We start from the raw sequence: 12,239 nt of genomic DNA, 5'->3' as shown, positions 1-12,239 counted from the left end.
GAGGGACGCCCCACGGGGTGCACAGGACTCATGGGGCTCGCGAGCTGCGCGGGACCCACGTGGCTCGCGAGGCTCACGTGGCGCCCGCCCCGCCCGTCGCGCTGCCCAGGTTGCCGACCGAGGCGACCTTCACGCCCGCCTTGTGGCACACCCAGTGCGGGTCGGGGCCCAGCTCGGGCTCCACGTCCAGCGCGTGCGGGTCGCCGGTCGCGCAGACCGGGCACAGCGGCCAGCGGCCGTACCGCTCCAGCAGGGCGTCCTGGACGTCCTGGGCGACCAGACCGGCGACGAACCCGGCGCCCTCCGGCCACTGCTGCACCCACCAGCGCCGCTCCGTGACGGACTCCTCCACCAGCGACACCACGTCCGCCTCGGCGACCCGGCCCGCGACCAGATCGGCGAGGACGAGCGCACGCGCCGCGTGCAACGCCTGTTCCAGGTGACCGACGGGGTTGCCGGAAGGGTCGGAAGGGTTGTCGGAGGGGCTGCCGAAGGGAACCATGCCCCCTATTGTGCGCACTCTTGACCGCGACACCGAAGCGAAAATATCTTTCATATCGTGACCCAGCGCGTGAAGGAAACTTTCGAAAAGCCCAGCGGTCCCCCGCCCGCGCCCGCCGCCCTCGCGGCCAAGGTGCGCACCTTGGCGCCGTCCATGACCCGCTCCATGCAGCGGGTCGCCGAGGCCGTCGCCGGTGACCCCGCGGGCTGCGCCGCGCTCACCGTCACCGGACTCGCGGAGCTGACCGGCACCAGCGAGGCCACCGTCGTACGCACCGCCCGGCTGCTCGGCTACCCCGGCTACCGCGATCTTCGCCTGGCCCTCGCCGGACTCGCCGCCCAGCAGCAGTCCGGCCGCGCGCCCGCCCTCACCACCGACATCGCGGTGGACGACCCCATCGCCGACGTGGTCGCCAAACTCGCCTACGACGAGCAGCAGACCCTCGCCGACACCGCGGCCGGACTCGACACCGCCCAGCTCGGCGCCGCCGTCACCGCGCTGGCCGGCGCCCGCCGGATCGATGTCTACGGCGTCGGCGCCTCCGCCCTGGTCGCCCAGGACCTCATGCAGAAACTGCTGCGCATAGGTCTCATAGCCCACGCGCACAGCGACCCGCACCTCGCCGTCACCAACGCCGTGCAACTGCGCGGCGGCGACGTGGCCGTCGCGTTCACCCACTCCGGCTCCACCGGGGACGTGATCGAACCGCTTCGGGTCGCCTTCGAGCACGGCGCGACCACGGTCGCCGTCACCGGACGGCCGGACGGGCCCGTCGCCCAGTACGCGGACCACGTGCTGACCACCTCCACCGCCCGCGAGAGCGAGCTGCGCCCCGCGGCCATGTCCTCCCGCACCAGTCAACTGCTCGTCGTGGACTGCCTGTTCATCGGTGTCGCCCAGCGGACCTACGAGGCCGCGGCGCCCGCCCTGTCGGCGTCCTACGAGGCCCTGGCCCACCGGCACCGACGGTGAGCACCGACGGCCAGGCCGCACCCGCACCCGGAAAGAGCCCATGACCTCCACGTCCGACACCCGCCGGCTGCGCGCCGAGCTGGAGACGCTGACCACCGAGGCGTTCCGCCCCGACCGCGCCGACATCGACCGGCTGCCCACCCTCGAACTGGCCCGCCTGATGAACGGCGAGGACACCTCCGTACCCGCCGCCGTCGCCGAGCGGCTGCCGGAGATCGCCGCCGCCATCGACGCCGTCGCCGAGCGCATGGCCCGCGGCGGACGCCTGGTCTACGCCGGGGCGGGCACCGCCGGACGGCTCGGCGTGCTCGACGCCTCCGAGTGCCCGCCCACCTTCAACACCGAGCCCGGCCAGGTCGTCGGCCTGATCGCGGGCGGTCCGACGGCCATGGTGAGCCCGGTCGAGGGCGCCGAGGACTCCAAGGAGCTGGCCCACGCCGACCTCGACGCGCTCACCCTGACCCCCCTGGACACGGTGGTCGGCATCTCCGCCTCCGGCCGCACGCCCTACGCCATCGGCGCCGTGGAACACGCCCGCGCGCTGGGCGCGTTGACGATCGGCCTGTCCTGCAACGCGGGCAGCGCGCTCGCGGCCGCCGCCGAGCACGGCGTCGAGATCGTGGTCGGGCCGGAGTTCCTCACCGGCTCCACCCGGCTGAAGTCCGGCACGGCGCAGAAGCTGGTCCTCAACATGATCTCGACGATCACGATGATCCGGCTGGGCAAGACCTACGGGAACCTGATGGTCGACGTGCGCGCCTCCAACGACAAGTTGCGGGCCCGCTCGCGGCGGATCGTGGCGCTGGCGACCGGCGCGGACGACGAGGAGATCGAGCGGGCGCTGGCCGCCACCGACGGCGAGGTGAAGAACGCCATCCTGGCCATCGTCACCGGCGTGGACGGCCCAACCGCCGCCCGCCTTCTGGAGGAGTCCGGCGGCCATCTGCGTGCCGCGCTGGCGGCGGCGGGCAGCTGAACCGCACGCTCGGGGGGTGACCACCTCGTACGACACCGCCGCCGCCCTCCTCCCCCTGGTCGGCGGCCCCGCGAACATCACCTCCGTCGCCCACTGCATGACCCGGCTGCGCCTGGGCCTGGCCGACCGCTCCCTGGTGGACGAGGAGGCGCTGCGGGCGGTGCCCGGGGTGCTGGGGGTGGTCGAGGACGACACGTACCAGATCGTGCTGGGGCCGGGGGTGGTGGCGCGGGTGACGGCGGAGTTCGAGGCGCTGCTCACCTCCGCGGGCCAACTGGCCGCGAAGGGCGAGGCGTTGAAGGCGGAGGCCAAGGCCCGCAACGCGACCCCCGGCAAACTCCTTCTGCGCCGCCTGGCGAACATCTTCGTCCCGCTGATCCCGGCGCTGATCGGCTGCGGCATCCTCGCCGGGGTCAACGGCCTGCTGGTGAACCTGGGGTGGCTGCCCGGCGTGACGGCGGCGCTGTCCGTGCTCCCGGCCGCCTTCATGTCGCTGATCGCGGTGTTCGTCGGCCACAACACGGCCAAGGAGTTCGGCGGCACCCCCGTCCTGGGCGGCGCGGTCGCGGCGGTCGTGGTCTACCCCGGGGTCGCGAAGGTGACCGCCTTCGGGGTGACCCTCGCTCCCGGCCAGGGCGGAGTCCTCGGCGCCCTGGCGGCGGCACTGCTGGGCACGTACGTGGAGAAGCGGTGCCGGGGCCGGGTGCCGGGCGCGCTCGACGTGCTGCTGACTCCCACGGTGACGGTCCTGGTCGCGGGCCTCGGCACGCTCTACGGCCTCATGTACGCGGCCGGTGAGATCTCCACCGCCATCGGCACGGCGGCGAACTGGCTGCTGTCGACCACGGGCGCCTTCGCGGGCCTGGTCCTGGGCGGCCTGTTCCTCCCCCTGGTCATGCTGGGCCTGCACCAGGCCCTGATCCCCATCCACACCACGCTCATCGAACAGCAGGGCCACACCGTCCTGCTCCCCATCCTGGCGATGGCGGGCGCGGGCCAGGTAGGCGCGGCGCTCGCGGTCTACGTCCGCCTCCACCACGACACTTCCCTCCGCACCACCATCAAGTCCGCCCTCCCAGCAGGCTTGTTGGGCGTCGGCGAACCCCTCATCTACGGCGTCTCCCTCCCCCTCGGCCGCCCCTTCCTCACGGCCTGCGTCGGCGGAGCCGCGGGCGGCGCCTTCATCGGCACCTTCGCCATGCTCGGCGACCACGTCGGCTCCACCGCCATCGGCCCCTCAGGCTGGGCCCTGTTCCCCCTGCTCTCCGGCGACGGCGGCTGGGCAACGACGGTCACGGTGTACGCGGGCGGACTGATCACCGGGTACGTGGTCGGGTTCGGGGCGACGTATCTGTTCGGGGGGCTGCAGCGGGCAGCGGAAGGCGGTCGGGGGGCCGGGTGACGGCCGCCCGACCGCCTTCGAGTTCAGGACTTGGCCGCTGCCTCGGCCGGGGTCTTCGGTTCCGTGGCCGGTGTCGGTGGGACGCCCTGGCGGGGGATGAAGGACGCGACCGCGAAGGCGAGCAGGGCCGCTCCGGCGCCGACCGCGAGGACCACCTTGAAGCCGTTCTCCGAGGGGAGGGCGTAGCCGCCGAAGTTCGTGGTCATCTGGGCGAGGATGACGCCCGCGATGGCGCTGGCCGTGGAGGTGCCGATGGAGCGCATCAGGGTGTTGAGGCTGTTCGCGGCGGCCGTCTCGGAGGCGGGCACGGCGGCCATGATGAGCGCGGGCATCGAGCCGTAGGTGAAGCCGATACCGGCGCCGATGACGCAGGACACCAGCACGAAGTGCCAGACCTCGGACATCAGCAGGATGTTCAGGCCGTACCCGGCGGCCACGATCAGGGCGCCGATCATGAGGGTGACCTTCGGGCCGCGGGCCCGGGAGACGGCGGCCGAGACGGGGGCCGTGGCCATCATGACCAGGCCGGAGGGGGCCATGACCAGGCCCGCGACCAGCATCGAACGGCCGAGGCCGTAGCCGGTCTGCTCGGGGAGCTGGAGGAGCTGGGGCAGGACCAGGGACATCGCGAACATGGCGAAGCCGACGGCTATCGAGGCCAGGTTGGTGACCAGCACCTGACGGCGGGCCGTGGTGCGCAGGTCGACCAGCGGCTGCGAGGTCCGCAGCTCCCACCAGCCCCAGGCGGGGAGGATCAGCGCGGTCGCGGCGAACAGGCCGAGCGTGGTGGCGCTGGTCCAGCCCCAGTCGGCGCCCTTGGAGATGGCCAGCAGGAGACAGATCAGGCCGGCGGCCATGCCTGCGGCTCCGAGCAGGTCGAAGCGGCCGCCCGTGCGCACCTTCGACTCCGGGACGAACAGCACCACCAGCACGGTGGCGGCGGCGCCGAGGACGGCCGAGGTCCAGAACAGGGTGTGCCAGTCGAAGTTGTCGGCGATCAGCGCGGCGGCCGGCAGGCCGAGGGCGCCGCCGATGCCGAGGGAGGCGCTCATCAGCGCGGTGGCCGAGGCCAGCCGCTCGGCGGGCAGCACGTCCCGCATGATGCTGATGCCGAGCGGGATCACACCGGAGGCAAGGCCCTGCAGCACCCGTCCGATGATCATCGGGACCAGCGACTCGCTGAGCGCGCACACCAGCGAGCCCGCGACCAGCAGCACGGCGCTGACCAGCAGCATCCGCCGCTTGCCGACCATGTCGCCGAGCCGCCCGACGACCGGCGTCGCCACGGCGGCGGCGAGCAGGGTGGCGGTGACCGCCCAGGCGGTGTCCGAGGCCGGGGCGTCCAGCAGCCTCGGCAGCTCGGGGACGATCGGGATGACCAGGGTCTGCATCAGCGAGACGACGATGCCGGCGAGGGCGAGCACCGCCACCACGGCATTCGGCCGCGGCGGTGCGGGCGTGTCGGACATGAAGGGGCCTCCGTCGGCCGAGAGGGGGATGCGCGAGAGAGCTTGACTCGGGCAACTTTAAGTCAGTTGACTGACTTACTCCAAAGCCGGAAGCAGGGGCCCGGGTCAGGACCGGGCCCCTGGTCGGTGTCGACGTGCTGCGGTCAGGTCAGCCTGGTCAGCGACGCCGGGTCGTACGGGGCCAGTTCGGAGAGCCGCCCGGAGAGGACCCTCTGCGCCCAGTTCGGGTCCTGGAGCAGCGCCCGGCCCACGGCGACCAGGTCGAACTCGTCGCGCTCCAGCCGTTCCAGCAGGTTGTCGAGGGAGCCCAGCTCGGCGCCCTCGCCCTGGAACGCCTTGAGGAAGTCGCCGTTCAGCCCGACCGAGCCGACGGTGACGGCGGGCCTGCCGGTCAGCTTCTTCGTCCAGCCCGCGAGGTTGAGGTCGGAGCCGTCGAACTCAGGGAGCCAGTAGCGGCGGGTGGAGGCGTGGAAGGCGTCCACCCCGGCCTCGGCGAGCGGGGTCAGGATCACCTCCAGCTCCTCGGGGGTCTCGGCGAGCCGGGCGTCGTAGACCTCCTGCTTCCACTGCGAATAGCGGAAGATCACCGGGAAGTCGGACGAGACGGAGGCACGGACGGCCGCCACGATCTCCGCGGCGAACCGGGTACGGGCGACCGGGTCGCCGCCGTAGGCGTCGGTACGGCGGTTGGTGCCCGCCCACAGGAACTGGTCGATGAGGTAACCGTGGGCGCCGTGCAGCTCCACGCCGTCGAAGCCGATGCGCTCCGCGGCGGCCGCCGCCTCGGCGAACGCGCCGATGACGTCGTCCAGGTCCTGCCGGGTCATCGCCTTCCCGGTCGGCTCGTCGGCGCCGACGCGCAGCCCGGACGGGCCGACGGCGGGGGCCTCGGGGAACGGCGGCTGGCCCTGCTCGCGCACCATGCCGATGTGCCACAGCTGCGGGACGATCGTGCCGCCCGCCGCGTGCACCGCGTCCGCGACCTTCGTCCACCCGGCGAGCTGCTCCGCCCCGTGGAACCGGGGCACCCGGTCGCTCTGCCCGGCGGAGTCGTGTCCGACGTACGTGCCCTCGGTGACGATCAGGCCGACCCCGGCCGCGGCCCGGCGGGCGTAGTACGACACCACGTCCTCACCCGGGATGCCGCCCGGGGAGAACATGCGGGTCATCGGCGCCATCACGATGCGGTTGGGGACGGTCAGGCCGTTGATCGAGGCCGGGCGGGAGAGGATCTCGGCGGCGCGCGTGGCGACCTCGGACGCGGTGACGGTCACGTGGGGGCTCCTTGGGAGGGGGTGCCGGCTGGTATGTGCGTGTGCATGGAATGCTGTTCAGCGTCAACCCGCCGGGCCCCGCGGCCCATTCCCCCTCTCCCCCGGCCCCTGATGTGACCCCGGACACGCCCGAGGGCGGCACCCCCTGTACGGAACAGGGAGTGCCGCCCTCGGCAAGGACGTGGATCAACCAGGGGTTGATCAGAAGTCCATGTCACCGCCCGGCATGCCGCCCGGAGCGGCCGCGGCGGCCTTCTCCGGCTTGTCGGCGATGACGGCCTCGGTGGTGAGGAACAGCGCGGCGATGGAGGCGGCGTTCTGCAGCGCGGAACGGGTCACCTTCGCCGGGTCGATGATGCCCTCGGCGATCATGTCGACGTACTCGCCGGTCGCGGCGTTCAGACCGTGGCCGACCTGCAGACCGCGGACCTTCTCCACGACGACGCCGCCCTCAAGACCACCGTTGACGGCGATCTGCTTCAGCGGGGCCTCCAGGGCGAGCTTCACGGCGTTGGCGCCGGTCGCCTCGTCACCCTCCAGCTCCAGCTTCTCGAAGACCTGCGAGGCCTGCAGCAGGGCCACGCCACCACCGGCGACGATGCCCTCCTCGACGGCGGCCTTGGCGTTGCGCACCGCGTCCTCGATGCGGTGCTTGCGCTCCTTGAGCTCCACCTCGGTGGCGGCACCGGCCTTGATGACGGCCACGCCGCCCGCGAGCTTGGCCAGGCGCTCCTGGAGCTTCTCGCGGTCGTAGTCGGAGTCGCTGTTCTCGATCTCGGCGCGGATCTGGTTGACCCGGCCCTGGACCTGCTCGGAGGAGCCGGCACCGTCGACGATGGTGGTCTCGTCCTTGGTGATGACGACCTTGCGGGCCTTGCCCAGGAGGTCGAGGGTCGTGTTCTCCAGCTTGAGACCGACCTCCTCGGAGATGACCTCGCCGCCGGTGAGGATGGCGATGTCGTTCAGCATCGCCTTGCGGCGGTCACCGAAGCCCGGGGCCTTGACGGCGACGGACTTGAAGGTGCCGCGGATCTTGTTGACGACCAGGGTCGACAGGGCCTCGCCCTCGACGTCCTCGGCGATGATCAGCAGCGGCTTGCCCGACTGCATGACCTTCTCCAGCAGCGGGAGCAGGTCCTTGACCGCGGAGATCTTGGAGTTGGCGATCAGGATGTACGGGTCGTCGAGGACGGCCTCCATACGCTCCATGTCGGTGGCGAAGTACGCCGAGATGTAGCCCTTGTCGAAGCGCATACCCTCGGTGAGCTCCAGCTCCAGACCGAAGGTCTGGGACTCCTCGACGGTGATGACGCCTTCCTTGCCGACCTTGTCCATGGCCTCGGCGATCAGCTCGCCGATCTGGGTGTCGGCGGCGGAGATGGAGGCCGTGGAAGCGATCTGCTCCTTGGTCTCGACATCCTTGGCCTGCTCCAGCAGGGCGGCGGAGACGGCCTCGACGGCCTTCTCGATGCCGCGCTTCAGAGCCATCGGGTTGGCACCGGCGGCGACGTTGCGCAGACCCTCGCGGACCAGTGCCTGGGCGAGAACGGTCGCGGTGGTCGTACCGTCACCGGCGACGTCGTCCGTCTTCTTGGCGACTTCCTTGACCAGCTCGGCGCCGATCTTCTCGTACGGGTCCTCGAGCTCGATCTCCTTGGCGATGGAGACACCATCGTTGGTGATCGTGGGGGCGCCCCACTTCTTCTCGAGGACGACGTTGCGGCCCTTGGGGCCGAGCGTCACCTTCACGGCGTCCGCGAGCTGGTTCATGCCGCGCTCGAGGCCGCGCCGCGCCTCCTCGTCGAACGCGATGATCTTGGCCATGTGAAGTGGTCCCTCCAGGACTGGGGGTGATTCCTTCGGACCGCGCCCGCGCCCGCGACGGACGGCCTGCCTGCCTCGTGGTTCCTTGCCCCACCCGGCCTGCGGCCTCACCGACCCGGTCCTTCTTTGTCACTCTCACCTTCAGAGTGCTAACGCCAATGATTAGCACTCGGCCCCTGCGAGTGCAAGCGGCTCCCAGGGATCGGGCGGGGTGTGCCGAGGGTGTTCCGGCAGCCCGGAGGGCATGCGGAAGGGCCCGCACCCGGGGAGTTGGGTCCCCTGGGCACGGGCCCTTCTGCAGAAGACTCGCTTGCGGTTCGTTGGTCGCGCGTTCAGGCAGTGACGCGAACCATGTCGGCCTGCGGGCCCTTCTGGCCCTGCGAGATCTCGAACTCGACCCGCTGGCCCTCTTCCAGGGTGCGGTACCCGTCCATCTGGATCGCGCTGTAGTGGACGAAAACATCCGCACCACCGTCGACCGCGATGAAGCCGTACCCCTTCTCCGCGTTGAACCACTTGACGGTGCCCTGAGCCATGCCTAACTCCCCTATTACTGGCCCTTGCACAGATCCACACTTCGCGGACCCGGGTCAGACCTCACCCCCCAGTCGTTGGGGGCGTGCGCCGGAACGCGTCGACCGCGGCTGAATGTATCTGTCCAACTGCCGTCTGCAACAGGTCAATCGGACGAGAATTCTGGACGCACCCGGTCCGGAATGTAGTGAGAATTCGCCCGAATTCAGGGCAAGTCGGGCCCAACAAAAGGCGCGAATGACGCAAAAGGCACGCACACTTTGGCTACTTCTTGCGCATGCGGAGTGCGCGTTCATATGCGTCCGGCATGCAAAGAGCAGGCACGTTCCCCAACTCTATCGCGTCTAACCATGCAGAATTGCCCCCTCCGTTTCTCTTACGGAGAGGGCAATTCGGTGAACTCTCTGTGACGCACCTTACCGACGGTAACGATCAGCCGCCGGCGACCGCGGGAATGATGGAGATCCCGGCGCCGTCGGGGGTCGCCGTCTCCAGGCCCTGCTCGAAGCGGACGTCGTCGTCGTTGACGTACACGTTGACGAAGCGGCGCAGCTTGCCCTGGTCGTCCAGGACGCGCGCGGCGATGCCGGTGTGGTTCTTCTCCAGGTCGGCGATGACCTCGGCGAGGGTCGCGCCCTCGGCCGTCACCTCGGCGGCGCCACCGGTGTAGGTGCGCAGGATCGTGGGGATGCGGACGTTGACGCTCATGATGCGAGGCCAGCCTCTCGGAAGGAGTCGAGGTTCGGGCGGATGGTCGCGGTCAGGCCGGTGCCGGCCACCGCGTCCAGGGTCTTCAGTCCGTCGCCGGTGTTGAGCACGACGGTCGTCTTGGTGGGGTCGAGGACGCCGTTCTCGATGAGCTTCTTGGTGACGCCGACGGTCACCCCGCCCGCGGTCTCGGCGAAGATACCCTCGGTCCGGGCCAGGATCTTGATGGCGTCCACGACCTGCTCGTCGGTCACGTCCTCCACCGCGCCGCCGGTGCGGCGGGCGATGTCCAGCACGTACGGGCCGTCCGCCGGGTTGCCGATGGCCAGCGACTTGGCGATGGTGTTCGGCTTCTGCGGACGGACCACGTCATGGCCCGCCTTGAAGGCCACCGACACCGGGGAGCAGCCCTCGGCCTGCGCACCGAAGATCTTGTACGGCCTGTCCTCGACCAGCCCGAGCTTGATCAGCTCCTGCAGACCCTTGTCGATCTTCGTCAGCTGCGAACCGGAGGCGATCGGCACCACGATCTGGTCCGGGAGCCGCCAGCCGAGCTGCTCGCAGATCTCGTACGCGAGGGTCTTGGAGCCTTCCGCGTAGTACGGCCGCAGGTTGACGTTGACGAAGCCCCAGCCCTCGCCGGCCGGGTCGCCGATCAGCTCGGAGCAGAAGCGGTTCACATCGTCGTAGTTGCCCTCGATGCCGACCAGCTCGCCGCCGTAGACGGCGGCCATGACGACCTTGCCCTGCTCCAGGTCGTGCGGGATGAACACGCAGGAGCGGAGGCCGGCGCGGGCCGCGGCGGCGCCGACGGCGCCGGCCAGGTTGCCGGTGGAGGAGCAGGACAGGGTGGTGAAGCCGAAGGCGCGGGCGGCCTCCAGGGCCTGGGCGACGACGCGGTCCTTGAAGGAGTGCGTCGGGTTACCGGAGTCGTCCTTCACATACAAACCGCCGGTCACGCCGAGCGTGCGGGCCAGGTTGTCGGCCTTGACGAGCTTGGTCCAGCCGGGGTTGAGGTTCGGCTTGTCGGCCACGTCCGCGGGGACGGGCAGCAGCGGCGCGTAGCGCCAGATGTTCGCGGGTCCCGCCTCGATGCGCTTGCGGAGCTCCTCGGTGTCGTAGGACGAGAAGTCGTAGGCGATCTCCAGCGGGCCGAAACACTCCTCGCACGCGAAGACCGGGCCGAGGGGGACGCGGTGACCGCATTCGCGGCAGCTCAGGGCGGCGGCGGGTCCGAGGTCGACGGTGGTATTGCCGGTGCTTGCGACAGTCTGCACAGCCATGTGAGGCGAGGCCCTTTCTCCTCATCTTCCTCACGACGCATCTCGCCGTGAGACGGATTTGGCACCTTCCCTAGCCGGGAGCCTCGCGTGAACGAGAGCCGACTGGAGGGTTGCCGGGGCTTCATCGGGCCGTATCCCTCTGCCCCTCTGGATGAGCGGTATGAAGTTGTGAACGTCGGGCCATCCCGGACATGCGATGGTCATCCGCGTTGTTCAAGACTGTAACCGACGACCTGGACAGTTGAGATAGTCGTCCGAACCGCGAGACGAACCCATCCACAAGCCCCATCCACAAGCCGCATCCGCGGCCGGCCCGAAGGAGCCGCGCACTGTGCTGAACGAAGTCGAGCGCTGGCTGACCGAGCGCTCCTGGTCGGTGACCGATCGACCGCTCCACCGGATTCTGGCGGCCAAGCAGCGCACCGGCCAGACGGTCAGTGTGGTCCTGCCCGCGCTCAACGAGGAGGAGACGGTCGGCGACATCGTCGCCGTGATCAGGCACGACCTGATGCAGCAGGTGCCGCTGGTCGACGAGATCGTGGTCGTCGACTCCGGTTCGACCGACCGCACCTCCGAGGTCGCGGCGGCGGCCGGCGCGACAGTGGTGCACCGGGACGAGATCCTGCCGCGCATCCCGACCGTGCCCGGCAAGGGCGAGGTGCTGTGGCGGTCGCTGCTGGTCACCCGGGGCGACATCGTCTGCTTCATCGACGCGGACCTGAAGGAGTTCTCCTCGGACTTCGTCTCCGGGATCGTCGGCCCGCTGCTCACCGACCCCGGGGTGGACCTGGTCAAGGCGATGTACGACCGTCCGCTGGGCGGCGCCGCCGGGCAGGGCGGCCGGGTCACCGAGCTGATGGCACGCCCGCTGCTGAACATGCACTGGCCGCAGCTCGCGGGGTTCGTGCAGCCGCTGGGCGGGGAGTACGCGGCCCGGCGCACCCTGCTGGAGCAGCTGCCGTTCCCGGTCGGCTACGGCGTGGAGCTGGGCATGCTGGTGGACGCGCTGCACCTGGTGGGGCTGGACGCGCTGGCCCAGGTGGACGTGGGCGTGCGCAAGCACCGGCACCAGGACGGGCAGGCGCTCGGCCGGATGTCGGCGGCGATCTACCGCACGGCGCAGCTCAGGCTGGCCCGCGGGCACCTGGTGCGGCCCTCGCTGATCCAGTTCGAGCGCGGCGAGGACGGGTTCGAGCCGCGGACGTACTCGGTGGACACCGAGGAGCGCCCGCCGATGGTGGAGATCGCGGAGTACGCGTCACGAAAAGTGGCGTGAGGGCGGCGTGATGCTCGTC

11 protein-coding genes and 1 riboswitch are annotated in these 12,239 nt (G+C 70.6%); of the genes, 4 read left to right on the top strand and 7 right to left on the bottom strand.

The genetic code is table 11. The annotated features are described in order from the left end of the window. Window positions 1-73: 73 nt before the first annotated feature. Window positions 74-502, bottom strand: coding sequence for a hypothetical protein (locus tag GA0115233_RS19775; RefSeq protein WP_093721582.1), 429 nt, complete (start codon window positions 500-502; stop codon window positions 74-76). Window positions 503-559: 57 nt separating this feature from the next. On the opposite strand from GA0115233_RS19775, the gene GA0115233_RS19770 reads away from it, so the two are divergent. From GA0115233_RS19770 to GA0115233_RS19760, 3 genes are read left to right on the top strand one after another with little or no spacing between them, the layout of a single operon-like run. Further along, on the top strand, window positions 560-1,474 hold the full coding sequence (locus tag GA0115233_RS19770) for a MurR/RpiR family transcriptional regulator (RefSeq protein ID WP_093721581.1): 915 nt from the start codon (window positions 560-562) through the stop codon (window positions 1,472-1,474). Between the two features lie 40 nt (window positions 1,475-1,514). Then, the gene (gene murQ, locus GA0115233_RS19765; protein WP_093721580.1) at window positions 1,515-2,450 is read left to right on the top strand and encodes an N-acetylmuramic acid 6-phosphate etherase; all 936 of its coding nucleotides are present in this window, start codon (window positions 1,515-1,517) and stop codon (window positions 2,448-2,450) included. A gap of 16 nt (window positions 2,451-2,466) precedes the next feature. Then, complete coding sequence (locus GA0115233_RS19760) at window positions 2,467-3,852, top strand: PTS transporter subunit EIIC (RefSeq protein WP_093721579.1); 1,386 nt, start codon at window positions 2,467-2,469, stop codon at window positions 3,850-3,852. Window positions 3,853-3,875: 23 nt separating this feature from the next. Here the strand turns inward: GA0115233_RS19760 and GA0115233_RS19755 are convergent, their stop codons facing one another. From GA0115233_RS19755 to thrC, 6 genes are all read right to left on the bottom strand, one after another. Further along, window positions 3,876-5,321 (bottom strand): MFS transporter, encoded by a 1,446-nt coding sequence (locus tag GA0115233_RS19755; protein WP_093721578.1) that lies wholly within the window; start codon window positions 5,319-5,321, stop codon window positions 3,876-3,878. Window positions 5,322-5,464: 143 nt separating this feature from the next. Next, window positions 5,465-6,595: an NADH:flavin oxidoreductase gene (locus tag GA0115233_RS19750; protein ID WP_093721577.1), complete on the bottom strand. Its 1,131-nt coding sequence runs from the start codon at window positions 6,593-6,595 to the stop codon at window positions 5,465-5,467. Window positions 6,596-6,796: 201 nt separating this feature from the next. Then, window positions 6,797-8,419, bottom strand: a complete 1,623-nt coding sequence (gene groL, locus GA0115233_RS19745) for a chaperonin GroEL (protein ID WP_093721576.1) — start codon at window positions 8,417-8,419, stop codon at window positions 6,797-6,799. 332 nt (window positions 8,420-8,751) lie between these two features. Next, window positions 8,752-8,955 (bottom strand): cold-shock protein, encoded by a 204-nt coding sequence (locus tag GA0115233_RS19740; protein ID WP_004986573.1) that lies wholly within the window; start codon window positions 8,953-8,955, stop codon window positions 8,752-8,754. Window positions 8,956-9,385: 430 nt separating this feature from the next. After that, window positions 9,386-9,661 (bottom strand): MoaD/ThiS family protein, encoded by a 276-nt coding sequence (locus GA0115233_RS19735; protein ID WP_093721575.1) that lies wholly within the window; start codon window positions 9,659-9,661, stop codon window positions 9,386-9,388. Next, complete coding sequence (gene thrC / locus GA0115233_RS19730; RefSeq protein WP_093721574.1) at window positions 9,658-10,944, bottom strand: threonine synthase; 1,287 nt, start codon at window positions 10,942-10,944, stop codon at window positions 9,658-9,660. Before thrC ends, GA0115233_RS19735 begins: the two co-directional genes overlap by 4 nt. Before the next feature lie 18 nt (window positions 10,945-10,962). Further along, window positions 10,963-11,102: riboswitch (SAM riboswitch) on the bottom strand. A gap of 173 nt (window positions 11,103-11,275) precedes the next feature. On the opposite strand from thrC, the gene GA0115233_RS19725 reads away from it, so the two are divergent. After that, the gene (locus tag GA0115233_RS19725; protein ID WP_093721573.1) at window positions 11,276-12,220 is read left to right on the top strand and encodes a glucosyl-3-phosphoglycerate synthase; all 945 of its coding nucleotides are present in this window, start codon (window positions 11,276-11,278) and stop codon (window positions 12,218-12,220) included. Window positions 12,221-12,239: the final 19 nt, after the last annotated feature.

Source organism: Streptomyces sp. DI166, from assembly GCF_900091315.1.
GTDB lineage: Bacteria > Actinomycetota > Actinomycetes > Streptomycetales > Streptomycetaceae > Streptomyces > Streptomyces fuscus.
The sequence above is the reverse complement of the archived record's forward strand: the minus strand, read 5'-3'. Positions and strand labels throughout refer to the sequence as shown.

What these genes read in the sequence shown, in the direction of transcription:
- GA0115233_RS19775 (WP_093721582.1), bottom strand. Translation starts at nt 502, where the DNA reads ATGGTTCCCTTCGGCAGCCCCTCCGACAACCCTTCCGACCCTTCCGGC.
- murQ (WP_093721580.1), top strand. Translation starts at nt 1,515, where the DNA reads ATGACCTCCACGTCCGACACCCGCCGGCTGCGCGCCGAGCTGGAGACG.
- GA0115233_RS19755 (WP_093721578.1), bottom strand. Translation starts at nt 5,321, where the DNA reads ATGTCCGACACGCCCGCACCGCCGCGGCCGAATGCCGTGGTGGCGGTG.
- groL (WP_093721576.1), bottom strand. Translation starts at nt 8,419, where the DNA reads ATGGCCAAGATCATCGCGTTCGACGAGGAGGCGCGGCGCGGCCTCGAG.
- GA0115233_RS19740 (WP_004986573.1), bottom strand. Translation starts at nt 8,955, where the DNA reads ATGGCTCAGGGCACCGTCAAGTGGTTCAACGCGGAGAAGGGGTACGGC.
- GA0115233_RS19735 (WP_093721575.1), bottom strand. Translation starts at nt 9,661, where the DNA reads ATGAGCGTCAACGTCCGCATCCCCACGATCCTGCGCACCTACACCGGT.
- thrC (WP_093721574.1), bottom strand. Translation starts at nt 10,944, where the DNA reads ATGGCTGTGCAGACTGTCGCAAGCACCGGCAATACCACCGTCGACCTC.